At 51.8% G+C, this 15,892-nt stretch carries 12 protein-coding genes and 1 tRNA gene; 7 read left to right on the top strand and 6 right to left on the bottom strand.

The window, feature by feature from the left end; all coding sequences use genetic code 11:
- The first annotated feature begins 93 nt into the window (after window positions 1–93).
- Both IEX02_RS12090 and IEX02_RS12085 read left to right on the top strand, forming a co-directional pair.
- Window positions 94–2,757 (top strand): nitrate/nitrite transporter, encoded by a 2,664-nt coding sequence (locus tag IEX02_RS12090; protein WP_188695260.1) that lies wholly within the window; start codon window positions 94–96, stop codon window positions 2,755–2,757.
- Between the two features lie 12 nt (window positions 2,758–2,769).
- A complete protein-coding gene (locus IEX02_RS12085) occupies window positions 2,770–3,960 on the top strand; it encodes an NnrS family protein (protein ID WP_188695257.1) in 1,191 nt (396 codons plus the stop codon).
- 74 nt (window positions 3,961–4,034) lie between these two features.
- Here IEX02_RS12085 and IEX02_RS12080 read toward each other — a convergent pair whose 3' ends face one another.
- Entirely contained in the window at window positions 4,035–4,793 is a 759-nt protein-coding gene (locus IEX02_RS12080) for a HesA/MoeB/ThiF family protein (RefSeq protein ID WP_188695254.1), read from the bottom strand.
- 144 nt (window positions 4,794–4,937) lie between these two features.
- Between IEX02_RS12080 and IEX02_RS12075 the strand changes: the two genes are divergently transcribed.
- Together IEX02_RS12075 and ytfE are read left to right on the top strand one after the other, a co-directional pair.
- The gene (locus IEX02_RS12075; protein ID WP_188695251.1) at window positions 4,938–5,432 is read left to right on the top strand and encodes an NTP transferase domain-containing protein; all 495 of its coding nucleotides are present in this window, start codon (window positions 4,938–4,940) and stop codon (window positions 5,430–5,432) included.
- A 156-nt stretch (window positions 5,433–5,588) separates the two neighbouring features.
- Window positions 5,589–6,272: an iron-sulfur cluster repair protein YtfE gene (gene ytfE, locus IEX02_RS12070; protein ID WP_188695248.1), complete on the top strand. Its 684-nt coding sequence runs from the start codon at window positions 5,589–5,591 to the stop codon at window positions 6,270–6,272.
- 238 nt (window positions 6,273–6,510) lie between these two features.
- Here ytfE and IEX02_RS12065 read toward each other — a convergent pair whose 3' ends face one another.
- Together IEX02_RS12065 and IEX02_RS12060 are read right to left on the bottom strand one after the other, a co-directional pair.
- Window positions 6,511–6,732, bottom strand: a complete 222-nt coding sequence (locus tag IEX02_RS12065; RefSeq protein WP_188695246.1) for a hypothetical protein — start codon at window positions 6,730–6,732, stop codon at window positions 6,511–6,513.
- Window positions 6,733–6,774: 42 nt separating this feature from the next.
- Complete coding sequence (locus IEX02_RS12060; protein WP_188695243.1) at window positions 6,775–9,045, bottom strand: nitric-oxide reductase large subunit; 2,271 nt, start codon at window positions 9,043–9,045, stop codon at window positions 6,775–6,777.
- Between the two features lie 221 nt (window positions 9,046–9,266).
- Between IEX02_RS12060 and norR the strand changes: the two genes are divergently transcribed.
- A complete protein-coding gene (gene norR, locus IEX02_RS12055; RefSeq protein WP_188695240.1) occupies window positions 9,267–10,796 on the top strand; it encodes a nitric oxide reductase transcriptional regulator NorR in 1,530 nt (509 codons plus the stop codon).
- 566 nt (window positions 10,797–11,362) lie between these two features.
- On the opposite strand, the gene IEX02_RS12050 is transcribed toward norR, so the two are convergent.
- Together IEX02_RS12050 and IEX02_RS12045 are read right to left on the bottom strand one after the other, a co-directional pair.
- Window positions 11,363–11,439: transfer RNA gene (locus tag IEX02_RS12050), tRNA-Val, on the bottom strand.
- Between the two features lie 135 nt (window positions 11,440–11,574).
- The gene (locus tag IEX02_RS12045; RefSeq protein ID WP_188695238.1) at window positions 11,575–11,793 is read right to left on the bottom strand and encodes a PGPGW domain-containing protein; all 219 of its coding nucleotides are present in this window, start codon (window positions 11,791–11,793) and stop codon (window positions 11,575–11,577) included.
- Between the two features lie 138 nt (window positions 11,794–11,931).
- Here IEX02_RS12045 and ydiJ point away from each other — a divergent pair, with 138 nt between their 5' ends.
- Both ydiJ and IEX02_RS12035 read left to right on the top strand, forming a co-directional pair.
- On the top strand, window positions 11,932–14,958 hold the full coding sequence (ydiJ, locus tag IEX02_RS12040; protein ID WP_188695714.1) for a D-2-hydroxyglutarate dehydrogenase YdiJ: 3,027 nt from the start codon (window positions 11,932–11,934) through the stop codon (window positions 14,956–14,958).
- A gap of 2 nt (window positions 14,959–14,960) precedes the next feature.
- On the top strand, window positions 14,961–15,356 hold the full coding sequence (locus IEX02_RS12035) for a DUF4826 family protein (protein ID WP_188695236.1): 396 nt from the start codon (window positions 14,961–14,963) through the stop codon (window positions 15,354–15,356).
- 32 nt (window positions 15,357–15,388) lie between these two features.
- On the opposite strand, the gene IEX02_RS12030 is transcribed toward IEX02_RS12035, so the two are convergent.
- A complete protein-coding gene (locus tag IEX02_RS12030; RefSeq protein WP_188695234.1) occupies window positions 15,389–15,847 on the bottom strand; it encodes a GNAT family N-acetyltransferase in 459 nt (152 codons plus the stop codon).
- Window positions 15,848–15,892 lie beyond the last annotated feature (45 nt).

The following is a 15,892-nucleotide window of genomic DNA, read 5'->3' as shown; positions in this document are numbered from 1 at the left end:
GGTAGGGCGGCGCCCGCTTGCTGCCCCTTTGTCTGTATAGTGCCGCGGGCTCCCTATCTCTATGATCAAGAAGAGATAACCGGGAGTAACAACATGATTGAGGCAGGTACGGTTTCCCCCAAAGAACAACGTCACGCCCTGTGGCTGACTACGTTGGCTTTTACCCTTTGTTTTGCGGTCTGGACGCTGTTTTCCATTCTTGGCATTAAGATCAAGGATGAACTTGGTCTGACCGATACCGAACTGGGATTGCTGATGGCCACCCCCATATTGACGGGCTCCATCAGTCGTTTGTTTCTGGGCCTGCTGACCGACAGATTCGGTGGTCGCTGGGTGTTCGGGCTGTTAATGCTCACCACGGCAGCTGCTGTGTTTATGCTCAGTCTGGCCGACAGCTATGTGCTACTGCTATTGGGAGCACTCGGCATTGGGTTAGCCGGCGGCGGTTTTATTGTTGGGGTGGCCTATCTGTCCAGTTGGTATGAGGAAGGGAAGCAGGGTACCGCCCTTGGTATTTTCGGGGCGGGCAATGTGGGGGCAGCGCTGACTAACTTTGCCGCGCCGTTTTTGCTGTTGGCGGTGGGCTGGCAAAGTACCGCACAGGTGTATGCTGGTGTGATGGCGGCTATGGGGATTGGTTTTATCTTGTTTGCCAAGGCCGATCCCAGCCACAATCAGCGCCAGCAAAGCGCGACTAGTCTGACGGCACAACTGATGCCGCTGACCGAACTGCGGGTCTGGCGTTTCTCCTTGTATTACTTCTTTGTGTTTGGTGCTTTTGTGGCCCTGGCGTTATGGCTGCCTCACTATCTGATGGAAGTTTACCATCTGGATCTGGCCACGGCCGGTGTATTAGCGGCGCTTTATACTATTCCCGCGTCATTGTTTCGCATCTTAGGCGGGTGGCTGTCTGACCGTTACGGGGCAAGAAAGGTCATGTACTGGACCCTGATCGCCTCGGTCATTTGCACCTTTTTACTTAGCTATCCTGCCACTGAGTTTCAGGTGCAGGGGATTCGCGCTGAGCTGAGCTTTTCCTTGCATACCAGTTTGCCGATGTTTGTTCTGCTGACTTTTGTTCTGGGCTTTTTTATGTCTTTGGGTAAGGCCGCGGTGTTTAAACATATTCCGGTTTATTATCCCAAGCATGTCGGGGTAGTTGGTGGTGCAGTTGGCATGGTCGGCGGTTTAGGGGGATTCTTTTTACCCCTGACCTTCGGCATGCTCAACGACGTGGTGGGTATCTGGCAGAGTAGCTTTATGCTGTTGTTCCTGGTTTGCGCGCTGGCCTTGTGGTGGATGCACTTTGCTATTCGTCGCGCTGAACATCGGGAGTGGCTGGCCGGTGAGGAAGTGACCGACCTGCCTGAAATGACCACTGACAGCTGGCTGCTGGAAGACTGGCGGCCAGAGAACAAAGGCTTCTGGCAGGACAAAGGGCGAAGTATTGCGACCCGTAATCTATGGATTTCCATTCCCAATCTGTTCCTGGCCTTCGCGGTATGGTCCATCTGGAGCATTATGGTCGTGAAAATGCCCAAGCTGGGCTTTACCTATAGCCCCAATCAACTGTTCTGGCTGGCGGCTTTGCCCGCGTTATCGGGTGCCACCTTGCGTATTTTCTATGGCTTTATGGTGCCTATCTTTGGGGGCAGGCGCTGGACTGCTATTTCCACAGCCTCACTCATTCTGCCTTGTTTGTGGATGGGGATCGCGTTACAAGATACCGATACCCCTTATCTGGTGATGTTGATCCTGGCACTGCTGTGCGGTTTGGGTGGGGGAAACTTCTCATCCAGTATGGCCAATATCAGCTTTTTCTATCCCAAGGCGGAAAAGGGCGCTGCACTGGGATTGAATGCCGGGCTGGGCAATCTTGGGGTGTCAGCCATGCAGCTAATCGGGCCGCTGGCGATCTCTGCCAGTCTGTTTGGTGAGATGGGCGGCGAGCCGCTGGTGCTGCTCGACAGTACCGGAGCCAGCCATGCGCTGTGGTTGCAGAATGCCGCCTTTATCTGGATCCCCTTTATTCTGTTTGGCGCCATCGCAGCCTGGTTTGGCATGAATGATATTGCTGATGCCAAGGCGTCCTTCAAAGAACAGGCTGTGGTGTTTAAACGCAACGACACCTGGATCATGTGTTGGTTATATCTGGGCACCTTTGGCAGCTTTATCGGCTTTGCGGCGGGTTTTCCCCTGCTATGTGGCTTGCTGTTCCCGGATGTAGACCCGGTTAAATACGCCTTTATCGGTCCCTTGGCGGGTGCATTGGCCAGGCCATTTGGTGGCATTATCTCCGACCGCTTGGGCGGTGCTAAAGTGACCTTGTGGACCTTTGTTGTCATGGCGTTAGGGGTGATGGCGGTGCTGCATTTCTTACCCGATGCGCAGCAAAGTGGCAGTTTTGTGGGCTTCTTTGTCGCCTTTATTGTGCTGTTTATTGCCAGCGGTATAGGTAATGGCTCGACCTTTAGGATGGTTCCGCTGATTTTTCTGACACTGCGAAGCCGCGCTCTGGGCGCCAGCGGCGCAAAACAGGCAGAAGTGGAAGGCAACCGTGAGAGTGCGGCGGTATTGGGCTTTATTTCGGCCATTGCGGCTTACGGCGGCTTCTTTATTCCCAAGGCCTATGGATCATCTATCGCGGCCACAGGTTCGGTGGCCATGGCCTTGTATGGCTTTGTGGTGTTTTATATCAGCTGTGTGCTGATTACCTGGTGGTACTACGCCAGGAAGCAGGCTCCCATCCCTTGTTAATGGAGTTTTGATATGACGGTTTCATCCCCGCATGAGTTACCCGCCCCTTTATTCAGACTGGGCTTCAGGCCCATGTTTTTGGTGGCGGCACTGTTTGCCATAGTGGCCATTGGTGCCTGGGGAGGCACTTTCGCCGGTTGGTGGGGGCTGACCCCGTATGGCGGCAGTTATTTCTGGCATGCCCATGAAATGTTGTTTGGCTTTGTTGCGGCCGTGGTAACCGGCTTTTTGCTCACCGCGGTGCAAAACTGGACAGGGGTGCCGGGTGTTAAGGGAAGGCCATTAGCCCTGCTGGTCTTGGTCTGGGCAGTGGGTAGAGTCCTGATGTGGTGGGGGCCCGGCTGGTCACCTTGGCTGGTGGCCTCGCTGGATCTGTTGTTTTTGCCCATGGTAGCCGGGTTTATGGCCTATCCACTGATTAAGGTCAGCCAATGGCGTAACCTGTTCTTTGTTCCTGTGCTGGCGCTGATGACCCTGGCTAACTTCCTTACTCACCTGAGTGTCATAAGTGGCGAGGCGCATTGGTTTAAACAGGGCAGTTACTTAATGCTGATGCTGGTGACGCTGCTAATGGCGGTGATAGGTGGCCGGGTTATTCCCATGTTTACCGCCAATGGCACAGGAACAACGAAAGTACTGCCCATTGCCTGGCTTGAGAAAGCCGCTTTACTCTGTATCTGGTTGCTGGTGCTGAATGTGCTGTTTGGCAACCTGCTGCCAGCTAATGTGTTGGGCTTACTCTGTCTGCTTGCCGGCAGTTTGCATCTGTGCCGCTGGTGGCGCTGGCGGGTATGGTTGACCTTGGCAGTGCCCCTGTTGTGGTCATTGCATATGGCTTATTTGTTTATTCCCCTTGGTCTGCTGGCACTGGCCGCTCACTACCTAGGGGATTGGCTGCCCCTGAGCACTGCTGCACATCTGCTCACTGTTGGCGGCATGGGGGGAATGATTATGGCAATGATGGCCAGGGTGTCGCTTGGCCATTCCGGCCGCCCGCTGCAACCTCGCCCCATTATGAGCCTGGCATTTGCGCTGATCTTTTTGGCCGCCCTGGTACGGACACTGGGCAGTTGGCTGTTGCACCAACAGATCCTGACCGTATTCGTGTTGGCCAGTATTTTATGGTGTTTGGGCTTTGCCATTTTTACTGTTGTTTATTGGCCGGTGCTGACAAGACCGCGTGTTGATGGCAAGCCGGGTTGAAGATTTCACCGTTTGTAATAAGTCAGGGGAGGCTGTGAGCAGAATGAAACCTTGCCATTAAAACAGCCTGACGTTTATCGGGCTGATTGACCACAAGTCGGGCAATCGGGTCTGGCGGCGAGACGAAACTGCTGCCATTGGGTGGTTTTGGCATCAAACAGATTCAGCACTCCGGCCTGGATCTTCAGCCCGGCTAAATATTTTACCGCTTCCAATGCCTGCATGGTGCCAATGATACCGACTACAGGAGACAGAATACCTGACTCCACACAGCTGAGCCTTTGCTCACCGAACTTGTGAGACAGGCAGTGATAACAGGGATGATTTGCACCGGGAAGGTAGCAGAATAGCTGTCCTTCCATGCGGATGGCCGCACCGGATATAAGGGCGGTACTGTGGGTTACACATAGCTTATTTATCAGGTTGCGACTGTCCAGATTATCTGTGCAATCCAGTACCACATCATGCCGGATAACCAGCTCTGCCAGTTCTTCTGGCGTAGCACGACGGTCTAACGGCACAATTCTGGTCTCTGGGTTACAGGCTTGCAAGCGTGCTGCTGCGGCATGGACTTTGTTTTTGCCAATATCACTTTGTGCGAAAAGTACCTGTCGCTGTAAATTACTCAGCTCCACTTTGTCATCGTCGCATAAGGTCAGTGTGCCAACGCCAGATGCTGCCAGGTATTGCGCCGCCGCATTGCCCAAACCGCCAACGCCGATAATCAGTGCGCTGCCTGCCAACAGCTTTTCCTGGCCTTCCAGATCAAAACCGGGTAACAAAATTTGCCGGTTATAGCGCAGTGCTTGCTGGTGGGTGAGACTGTCGTGCATTGAAATACTCCATAGGTTTTGCTCTTTTTAACCTTGCACGCCAGTGCTGGCAATACCAACTTGGCCTTGACCACTACCTATTTGGATGTATGGCGTCCTGCATAACTAACTGGTGAACTGGTAATCAAAAACTCGGAGGTAGGCATGAATACGGTAGGGATGGTAGTTACCCACCAATGCAGCGATGTCTGGCTGGCGTCTAAGGCATTTGATAAGGCACTGTGCAGAGTTAAAAGCATACTGAACCAATGTGGTATCAAAGATATCAAGATCAGTCGCAACTGCTTTACGGCCGGTCACGTACCGGATATTTACCCTCAGCAAGGGGTGCTATCGGCATTGCACGCGGCACTTTTTTACCAAACACACTCCCATGTGCTTTGTGTTCCACCGGATATGCCTGGTTTGTCGGTTGAACTCATCCGTTGGCTGCTGGTATCCGGTCGGATTGCCAAACGCAGCTGCCATTACCGCGATTATTCATTGCCTATGTACTTGCATAATGACCAGGCGCTGCGTGAACGCCTGGAATATCGGCTAAGTGAAGGGCTGCCGGTCAATACCGACAATATTGAGATCCTGAAATGCCGCAGTTTGGTGGCCCCTGATCCCAGTCGACTGGTGCGGATTTTTGATTAGTGGTGTTTTTTACCCTGATGGTGATTTTTACCCTGATAAAACTAGGGTGAAAACTACCATTTCTTAAAAATGGTATTATTAAACAGTGGGTTATGTTTGGCCTGGGGCTTGCTTTATTGGTTTACGTAGACCAGTACACAGCCAACAGGAGACATTATGGAAATGCTGTACCAATCTCTGGGAAATCTTGCCACGCAAATTGCCGGGGCAACCCGGGTTTTTCACCACTATAAACTGGATTTTTGCTGCGGAGGACACCGTACGCTGGCGGAAGCCCTGCATAAAAAGGGGCTGGATGCAGAGCCTATTGTTGCGGAGCTAACTCGCCTTTCAGAAAAAAGCGAGACGGCGAATAATTGGGCATCGGCCAGTAATCAGGCGTTAATTGCCCATATTCTGGAACGATTCCACGCTAAGCACAGAATACAGTTGCCTGAGCTTATCCGTTTGGCCAGACGGGTTGAGCAGGTACATGCAGAGTCACTGGATTGCCCAACCGGCTTGGCAGAGCATCTGGAAAAAATGCAGTTGGAGCTGGAAAACCACATGATGAAAGAAGAGCAAATTCTCTTTCCTATGTTGTCCAGCGGTATGCGGCCAACTGGCCCCATCACTGTGATGCAGGAAGAACATCTTGAGCATGGGGAAGCCCTGGAGCAAATGCTGGTACTGGCCCATGAACTGGAACTACCGCCCGGTGCCTGCAATACCTGGACGGCCCTATATCTGGGATTACGTGAACTCAAAGAAGACTTGATGGATCACATTCATCTGGAAAATAACATTCTGTTTGTTGATCGCAGCAGCGGCGAAGGAAGCTGTTGCGGTAGTTGTCACTAAACGCGGCTTTCCAGCCATCGGGTGGTCTGGTCGTATTGGCCACCCGATTTTTTCACCATGCAAACCCGCTCTAGATTATTCAATCATCCTTTCAAGCCTGCGTAAGCAGCATTTCACTTCCCTTTGAGTCAACACGCTCTTGCGCGCTTAAGTGTTGAAGGTCAACGCTTATGCCCAGGCTTATTGGGGAACTATAGGCAAAAAAGTTGGTGTCCATATGACACCAACTTAATCTGACTTAAACCTCCAACTGTTGACCGTGCCGACCAATGCACCTGAGTACATAAGCAACTTTAACCAGGGTGGCGGCTAGGATAAGGCCGATATGGGCACTGATTTGTGCCGCGATGCTAAAGCGTTCTGTATCCAGGTAACCCACCCAGATAGTCAATAGTAAAAAGCCAACTGCGAATATAAGCAGCACTTCGGCGAGCCTGGTGAGATGGGGAAAGTTCAACATATGATGCACTCCAAAGGGCGGGTTGCCCCGCCCACAAGTTGATTAATCTTCAGCGGTTACCGCCACAGTTAGCGCGGTTTTTTCACCTATACCCAGCAAGCCTTTCACCACCTGCCAACTGACAGCCAGTGCGCCGACAATGAAAATGACATCACCAAAAGTTCTCACCCAGCGTAATGTTTCCAGCAGCGGCATTTGCATAAAAGCTTCACTGCGTGCGTACCAGAAACCTTGTGAAACACTGGCATAAAATTGCAGTACGCCAATGGGCAGTAAACTGGTAAACAGCATTAATACTAAGCCTGCGTTTAACCACCAAAAACCGACCTTCATCAATCGTTCGTTGAATTGCATCTCAGGGCGGATATAACGAAGGACTAACAAGGCAAAGCCCAGGGCCAAAAAGCCGTAAACACCAAAGAGGGCAGCATGGGCATGGGTGGCGGTGGTGTTTAAACCTTGCACATAGTAAAGAGAGATTGGCGGGTTAATCATAAAACCGAATACCCCGGCCCCCAGCATGTTCCAGAATGACACGGCCACAAAACACAGTAGCGGCCATTTTATTTGTTGCATCCAGGGTGCGCGCTGTTTCAATCGCCAGTTTTCAAAGGCTTCATAACCCAACACAACCAGAGGGACCACTTCCAATGCGCTGAAGGTGGCACCGACAGCCATCACAGGGGTTGTGGTACCGGAAAAATACAGATGGTGGAAGGTGCCAGGGACACCGCCTAGCATAAACAGCGAAGCTGAAGCCAGGCTGGCCGTGGTGGCCATTTTGCGCGATACCAGCCCCAGGCTGCAGAAGATAAAGGCCAATGCGGTAGTGGCAAATACCTCAAAGAAACCTTCTACCCACAGGTGGACTATCCACCAACGCCAGTATTCCATAATGGAAAGGTGGGTGCGTTCGCCATAGAAAAAACCGGCGCCGTAGAACAGGCCGATAGCCACTACCGAGGCGGTAAGCAGGGCTAGCAAGTTGCGATCACCGGGCTGACGCAGGGCTGGCACGATACCGCGCAGCATCAGGCATAACCAGAATACAATGCCGGTGAATTTACCGATTTGCCATAGTCTGCCCAGATCAACAAATTCATAGCCCTGGTGACCGAGCCAGAAATTCCACTCAGATGGCATAATCTGCGCAATGGCCAGATAATTCCCGATAAAGGATCCTGCCACTACGACCACGAGCGCCCAAAACAGAATGTCTACCCCAAGCTTTTGATACTTAGGATCTTTGCCACCGTTGATTATCGGCGCCAGAAATAAGCCAGCGGTAAGAAAGCCTGTGGCAATCCAAAACAAAGCCGACTGAATATGCCAGGTTCTGACCAAGGAGTAGGGAAAATACTGAGACACATCCAGACCGTAAAATTGCTGGCCTTCTACTGTGTAGTGCGCGGTAAAGCCGCCCAGAAACACCTGAAAGGTAAAAAGAGCGACAACCAGAAAAACATATTTCCCCAGGGCTTTTTGCGACGGGGTGAGTGCTACCAGGCTTAGCGGATCTCGCGCCGGCGCATGAGGTTCGGCCTCCTCTCGGCGCAAAAATGCCCAGGCCCAGACCAATCCGCCGACCCCGGCGATAAGCAGTACCACAGACACTATAGACCATAAGATGTTCTCGCCTGTGGGCTGATTGCCGATTAACGGCTCATGGGGCCAGTTGTTGGTGTAAGTTGCCTCTGAGTCAGGGCGCTCGGTGGCCGCCGCCCAAGCTGTCCAGAAAAAGAAATTCGCCATGCGCTCACGCTTGCTGGCATCTGGCAGGGTGTTTTCCTTCATGGCAAAGCTTTCACGACTGCTTTGTAACTCTGGATGGTCACTAAACAGCTTGTCATAGTAGCCGGCGACCAATGCCATGGCTTGGGCGCGACGCTCGCTTACCTCAAGAATATTCCCTGCCACCGGGCCATTACTACGGTATTCCTGCTTGAGGCGGAAGGTCAGTAAAGCTTGCTGCTCTGGGTTAAGCGCGCTGTAGTCCAGGCCATAGATTGCATCGGCTGCTAACGTCAGCCAGGCCGTCAGTTCCCGGTGTAACCAGTCTGCCGTCCAGTCTGGTGCTTGATAGGCACCATGTCCCCAGATCGAACCCAGTTGCATGCCACCAATGGACTGCCAGGCGGTTTGGCCATCAAGAATATCTGAGGCACTCATAAGTACTTTACCCGATGGCGTGATCACTTGTTCCGGGATAGGCGGTGCCTGTCGATAAACTTCCCGGCCAAAATAGCCAAGCAGGGCAAAGGTAATGGCCAGAATACCAATCAGTAGAAACCACAAGCGACGATAGTTAGCCATGGTTGCCCCCCTTTGTGCAAAGCCGGGGCGCATGTTGAACGGCTAAAAGAGCACAGTGAATTTGCATGGAATACTCCTTCCTTTTATTTGATGTGCCTTCTGTCTTCGCAAACCCTATGCCACAACATAACTAGTTGAATAAATTGAGGTAATATATCGAATGGTTATTTCAACCCTATCGTGATAGGGTTGAAATAACCTTGTTGGTGGTAATTAATACCATGATGAATGAATTTCTTGTGGCCGATCTAGCCGTTGAGCTACCCGACCTACTGCGCTTTGAACGACTGGTTAAAACCCTTAAGGCCGAATTTCAGTGTGGCGCCGTAGCCCTATTGAAGCTGGAAGGGGAGGTGCTGAAACCCTTGGCAGTAACAGGCCTGGTCAAAGAAACCCTGGGACGACGTTTTTTGCCAGCACAACATCCTCGTTTGGCCGCGATTTTGACCAGCGAGCATCAGCCGGTATGTTTTGAACACAGCAGCGCCTTACCTGACCCCTACGACGGCTTATTGGATCAGATAGAAGGGCAACCTTTACCCGTGCATGACTGCATGGGAATGCGTTTGGAGCAGGACGGTAAGGTCTGGGGCGTGATCACCTTCGACAGCCTGCTTCCTGGTACCTTTTCCACGTCAGCCCAAAGTGCCCTCAAACAACAAAAACTGCTGCTGGAAGCGGCTATACGCACCACCAGACTGGAGATGGAAAACCGCAGTCTGCGTCAGTCACGGATTAATGCGGCGGTGAGACAGGAAGGTAGTGCCACGGACGATGCCGAAATTGTTGGGCGTAGCCTGGTTCTTCAGCAGTTGTTAGGGGAGTTGGATACGGTAGCGGATTCTGAATTACCTGTGTTACTGCTGGGGGAAACCGGGGTCGGCAAAGAGCTGTTTGCCCGGCGTTTGCACCAGCACTCGCGCAGGGCAAACAAACCCCTTATTCATGTTAATTGTGCAGCACTGCCAGAGTCCTTAGCGGAAAGTGAGCTGTTTGGCCATGTCAAAGGGGCGTTTTCCGGTGCGCATCAGGAGCGCGCCGGTAAATTTGAGGCGGCTAACGGCGGTACCTTGTTTTTAGATGAGGTGGGGGAGTTGCCGCTAGCGGTTCAGGCTAAATTACTGCGCGCCCTGCAAAACGGTGAAATACAACGGCTGGGGGCGGACAAACCGCGTAAGGTGGATGTGCGTATTATCGCCGCTACTAACCGCCAGCTAAAGGACAGCGTTAAGCAGGGGGATTTTCGCGCTGACTTGTATCATCGTTTGTCCGTGTACCCTGTGCCTATTCCGCCCCTGCGGGAGCGGGGCAATGATGTGTTGCTGCTGGCCGGCCATTTTCTGGAACAAAATCGCGCCCGTCTCGGGCTTCGCAGTTTACGTCTTTCCACTGAGGCAGAAGCGGCACTACTTGCCTATCAGTGGCCGGGTAATATCCGTGAACTTGAACATGTCATTAGCCGGGCCGCCATCAAATGCCTGGGACGAAATCCCGCTCGTGGTGATATCTCTACATTGGTGCCAGATCTGATGGACTTGGATATTGAACACAGCCCCCCAACAACCCATATCGGCGATACAGAGCCAAGCGTCCTGCTGATGCCCTTAAAAACACTGTTGGACCAGACACAGCGAAAGGCCATTCAGGCGGCATTGGACGCCAATGGACAAAACTGGGCGCAAACCGCCAAGTTGCTTGAAGTGGATCCCAGTAATCTGCACAAATTGGCAAAACGCCTGGGTATGAAGTAACCCAGGCGTTTTTAGCCTATTGCCGGATAGCTGATGCTGAACATCACAATGTGGATAGGAATAGGCGTTGTCAGATTCGACCCCGTTTATAAGGAGCGCTCATACCTGCACCAGCTTGCTAGAAACACTTTGGGATAAATCGGAAAAGGTGCTTTGAGTAATTCGAACTACCGACCATCGGACCGGGCCATAGAGAGCGGTGGTGCTGACACTAGCTTTTAACAATCGGGAGATTTAATAAGGAAAGTGGTGCGTCCGAGTAGACTCGAACTGTCGACCATCGGACCGGGCCATAGAGAGCGGTGGTGCTTGCACCAACTTGATAGAAAAAAGATTTGGCATAAATCAGAAAAATGGTGCTTTTGAGTCAGTTCGAACTGTCGACCATCGGGCTGGGTCATAGAGAGCGGTGGTGCTTGCACCAACTTGATAGTAAGGATATGGAATCAATCAGAAGAATGGTGCGTCCGAGTAGACTCGAACTACCGACCATCGGACCGGGTCATAGAGAGCGGTGGTGTTTGCACCAGCTTGACAGAAAAAAGATTTGGGAAAAATCAGAAGAATGGTGCGTCCGAGTAGACTCGAACTACCGACCCCCACCATGTCAAGGTGGTGCTCTAACCAACTGAGCTACGGACGCACTTTGATGATTTGTTTCAGATTTGCTACGCATCTGAGAACGGCGCGTATAATAACGACGCCGAATTCCCGGCGCAACTGCTTTTTCGGCTTTTATGTCTGATTGCTGATTTTGTATTCAGTCAGGTTGGTGGGGCTAGCGGCTTAGTTTACGATTAAGCAAAATGCTATCTAATCTGCTTGCGCCTTTATACATGCCACGCTGACAGCGTTTTAACCACTGGCGGGCAACCGGAAAGTCCACACTCAGTAATACTAAGCCGGCCAGCAGAAACAAGATGGAACCGGGCAGAATAAACAGCACAGTGCCTATCAGGGTAAAGGTCATACCCAGACCAATTCGCAGACTTTTCATATTTCAGCTCCTGTGACCCGAGTCAGCATATGGCTATCAAGTATAGAGAAAGGGAATAGATATTCAGCTGCCAAGTTGTTACAGGAGGTTGCACCCTTGTGTATACTAGCGGCACATTTTTCCAGCCAGTCTGTTCGGATGTTACCGCTAGTCGATTCCAAAGCCAGTATTGAACAGGATTACCTTGATTACCTGGACGCTTTACGCGCTTCCCAATTTAAAGGTGAAATAGAAACCAGCTATGCCAGCCGCTTGGCGGTCGCCACGGATAATTCCGTGTATCAGCGCCTGCCTCAGGCGGTGGTTTTTCCAAGGGATGTCGCGGATCTGCAGTTGATTGGGCAGTTAACGCAAAGCCACAACAAGGTGCGCTTCTCGGCCCGCGGCGGCGGTACGGGCACTAATGGTCAGTCCCTAACCGATGGTTTAGTGGTGGATTTGTCCCGGCATATGCGCGACATCCTCGAGTTTAATGCTGAGGAACGTTGGGTTCGGGTGCAGGCTGGTGTAATCAAAGATCAGCTTAACGATTTTCTGCGTCCCCATGGCTTTTTCTTTGCCCCGGACTTGTCCACCAGTAACCGGGCCACCATTGGCGGCATGATCAACACTGATGCATCCGGGCAAGGCTCCTTGGTATACGGTAAAACCAGCGACCATGTGTTGGCGCTTCGTTCGGTGCTTGCTGATGGCAGCCTGCTGGATACCGCGCCCATGGGGCTTGATGAAGCACGGGAACTAGCCGGGCAGGGCGATGTTATCGGCCAAGTGGTAGCGCAGGTGCTGCAAAGCTGTGAGCAAAAGCGTGAGCAGATCCTGGCCAAATTTCCGCGACTGAATCGCTTTTTGACCGGCTACGACCTTGAACATGTGTTCGATGCTGATATGCAGCACTTTGATCTCAGCCGTATTATTACAGGCTCAGAAGGCTCACTGGTGTTTGTGGCAGAAGCCAAGCTGAATGTCACGCCCATTGCGCGATATAAAACACTGATAAACGTCAAATACGATTCTTTTGAATCTGCCCTTCGCCATGCCCCGGCGATGGTGGCGGCCCAGGCGACCTCGGTGGAGACTGTTGATAGCAAAGTCCTGAATTTGGCCCGGGAAGATATTATCTGGCACTCGGTAAAAGCGCTGATTGAGGATGTGCCAGGTAAAGACCTGCAAGGCCTGAATATGGTGGAGTACAACGCCGAAGCCGAGCAGGATATGCAGGATAAAATCACCGGCTTAGTGGCCATGCTGGATGATTGTATTACCACCGGCAAGTCGGGGGTGATTGGTTATCAGCTTACCTCGGATAATGCAGATATCGGTAAAATTTATGCCATGCGTAAAAAAGCGGTGGGCCTGCTGGGGAAAACCAAAGGTAGTAAGAAACCCATCGCCTTTGCCGAAGACACGGCTGTGCCACCTGAGAAACTGGCCGATTTTATTATGGAGTTTCGAGCGCTGCTGGATGCCAAAGGGTTGCAATATGGCATGTTTGGTCACGTAGATGCGGGCGTGCTGCATGTGCGTCCGGCGCTGGATTTGATTGACCCATTGCAGGAACTGCTGATGGCCGAGGTGTCCGATCAAGTCGTGACCTTGGTCGCCAAGTATGGTGGCCTGATGTGGGGCGAGCATGGTAAGGGTTATCGGAGCGAATACGGCCCGGCGTTTTTCGGCGAAGAGCTCTTTACTGAACTACGTAAAATTAAAGCGGCCTTTGATCCCTTTAACCGCATGAACCCAGGCAAAATTTGCACGCCTTATGAGTCAGATGAAGCGCTGGTAAAAGTATCTGATACCAAACGCGGCACTTATGACCGTCAGATCCCGTTGAAGGTGCGCGAGGCCTTTGAGCCAGCCATGAGCTGTAATGGTAACGGCTTGTGTTTTAATTATGACAGCACCTCACCCATGTGCCCCTCCAGCAAAATTACCAAAGATAGGCGTCATAGTCCTAAGGGGCGTGCGGGTTTAATGCGTGAATGGCTGAGATTGCTAAGCAAGCAAGGGGTTGATGTTGCCAAGCTGGATAACGTGGGCACAAAGCAAAACTGGTTTAGCCGTATCTACAACACCTACAAGCAAGACAATAAACAGGATTTCTCTCATCAGGTGATGGAAGCGATGGACGGCTGTCTGGCTTGTAAAGCCTGTGCCAACCAGTGCCCGGTGAATGTGGATGTACCCAGCTTCAGAGCGCGCTTTTTGCATATGTATTACGGCCGCTATGCCAGACCGTTCAAAGATTACCTGGTGGCCAATGTTGAGAAGATGGCACCGCTATTATCCAAGGCCCCGCGTCTGGTTAACGCAGCACTGGTGTTAGGTGAGTGGCCTTTGCGTAAGTGGGTAGGCTATGTGGATGCGCCAACACTTTCTTATCCAACGCTGGCTGGCCGACTCGACAAGGAAGTGCAGGCGTTTGACTTGTCCGTGCTGAGATCCCTTAATCCCGAGCAACTGAGCAAAAGGGTGCTGATCGTACAAGATCCCTTTACCAGCTTTTATGAAGCGGAACTGATTGAGGATTTAGTCAAGCTGATACGCAAGCTTGGTTTGCACCCAGTGCTACTGCCTTTTAAACCCAATGGTAAACCTCAGCATGTGAAAGGGTTTTTAGCTGAGTTTGCCGCGACCGCACAAAACGCAGCAGCATTTTTTAATCAGCTAGCGGGGCTGAATATCCCCATGATAGGCGTCGATCCGTCTCTGGTGCTTTGTTACCGGGATGAATACAAAAAGGCGTTGGGCAGCACTCGAGGTGAGTTTAAGGTTCAATTGATCCATGAGTGGCTAGAGACGGTCACCTTGCCAGACCTTGCCGTGCAATCTACCCGCGATTTTGCCCTGTTTGCTCACTGTACAGAAAAAACCGCCTTACCTTCTGCGGAAAAGCAGTGGCAACAGATCTTTGCGCGTCTTGGGGTTAGCCTGACACCAGTATCGGTGGGATGTTGCGGGATGGCCGGAACCTATGGACATGAAACCTCACATCTGGAACACTCCAAAGGCATTTTCGAGCTCAGCTGGCAGCCCGCTTTGGCTGGCTACAAGACGGAACAGCTCCTGGCTACCGGGTATTCATGTCGAAGCCAGACTGCCAGAATGCAAGGGGATAAACCTAAGCATCCGCTGCAGGCGCTGCTTGCGTTACTAGAGGAAAAATAATAATGACAGAACAACAATCATCCACCTGGGTTAGGGATCAGTATCAAAAGGTCGCCAAATTTCTGGCTGAAAAAGGTGTGATCATTGACAGCGTCATGCTGGAACAAAGTCGCGTAATGGAGCCGGTATTAACGGTATGGAAAGTGAAAGCCATTGATGGCAAGCAGTACTGGGCCATTGGTGGAGATTTACCCTCTGATGTTGCACCGGCCAGTGTCGCGGACGATGCCAGGGCGGTATTGAAACACTTTGCATTGCACTGGCAAATGAAGGCGGAGAACCTTTTGCGGGCCGATAACCCAGATCAAACACAGCAAGATTTTGCTAATTTGTTGATAAGCCGTGCAGAAGGTTTGTATGACTTTTCTGAACGCGCGGAGCTTTGGGAGACGGCTTAAAAAAATACACCCAGGGTGCCCGTGCGGGCACCCTAGTGGGTAAACTCCACTTTGGTGAGTGAGAATTTTTTGATGCTACAGGCCATTCTCTGGCGAGGTATGCCTGCATCCATATAAACTGCACCGACAGGACGAAATCCTTGTTGTTGGTAGTAGTTGACACCTTCCAACTCGCACTGTACTGAGACTGTCTGCATGCCTTGTTGCTCGGCAATGGCCAGCAACGCAGCAAACAGCTGCTGATATACTTCTGGTTTACGGCAGTTATTAAGGACAGCGATTCGGCCTATCTCACCTTCTGCGGTGATGCGTCCGGTCGCTATCTCTAAGCCCGCGTCATCCAGCAATAATACATGACAGGCGGCACTGTCCTGGCGGTCAAACTCTACATCTTTGGGGATCCGCCATTCGTAAACGAATACCTTTTCTCTCAGCTTTGTGAGCTTGTCTTTGGCGCTCATCCAGTCGACGTTTTGTACCGTAAACGTCATCTGCGTAGCCTCCAAAATCAGCACCTCATTGTGCCGAGTCCCCAG

The organism is Bowmanella pacifica, assembly GCF_014645355.1.
Lineage (GTDB): Bacteria > Pseudomonadota > Gammaproteobacteria > Enterobacterales > Alteromonadaceae > Bowmanella > Bowmanella pacifica.
This window is presented reverse-complemented; position numbering and strand designations above follow the sequence as displayed.

Bases quoted from the DNA above. Each gene is read 5' to 3' on its own strand.
- IEX02_RS12090 (WP_188695260.1), top strand. From the start codon at position 94: ATGATTGAGGCAGGTACGGTTTCCCCCAAAGAACAACGTCACGCCCTG.
- IEX02_RS12085 (WP_188695257.1), top strand. From the start codon at position 2,770: ATGACGGTTTCATCCCCGCATGAGTTACCCGCCCCTTTATTCAGACTG.
- IEX02_RS12080 (WP_188695254.1), bottom strand. From the start codon at position 4,793: ATGCACGACAGTCTCACCCACCAGCAAGCACTGCGCTATAACCGGCAA.
- IEX02_RS12075 (WP_188695251.1), top strand. From the start codon at position 4,938: ATGAATACGGTAGGGATGGTAGTTACCCACCAATGCAGCGATGTCTGG.
- ytfE (WP_188695248.1), top strand. From the start codon at position 5,589: ATGGAAATGCTGTACCAATCTCTGGGAAATCTTGCCACGCAAATTGCC.
- IEX02_RS12065 (WP_188695246.1), bottom strand. From the start codon at position 6,732: ATGTTGAACTTTCCCCATCTCACCAGGCTCGCCGAAGTGCTGCTTATA.
- IEX02_RS12060 (WP_188695243.1), bottom strand. From the start codon at position 9,045: ATGGCTAACTATCGTCGCTTGTGGTTTCTACTGATTGGTATTCTGGCC.
- norR (WP_188695240.1), top strand. From the start codon at position 9,267: ATGATGAATGAATTTCTTGTGGCCGATCTAGCCGTTGAGCTACCCGAC.
- IEX02_RS12045 (WP_188695238.1), bottom strand. From the start codon at position 11,793: ATGAAAAGTCTGCGAATTGGTCTGGGTATGACCTTTACCCTGATAGGC.
- ydiJ (WP_188695714.1), top strand. From the start codon at position 11,932: ATGTTACCGCTAGTCGATTCCAAAGCCAGTATTGAACAGGATTACCTT.
- IEX02_RS12035 (WP_188695236.1), top strand. From the start codon at position 14,961: ATGACAGAACAACAATCATCCACCTGGGTTAGGGATCAGTATCAAAAG.
- IEX02_RS12030 (WP_188695234.1), bottom strand. From the start codon at position 15,847: ATGACGTTTACGGTACAAAACGTCGACTGGATGAGCGCCAAAGACAAG.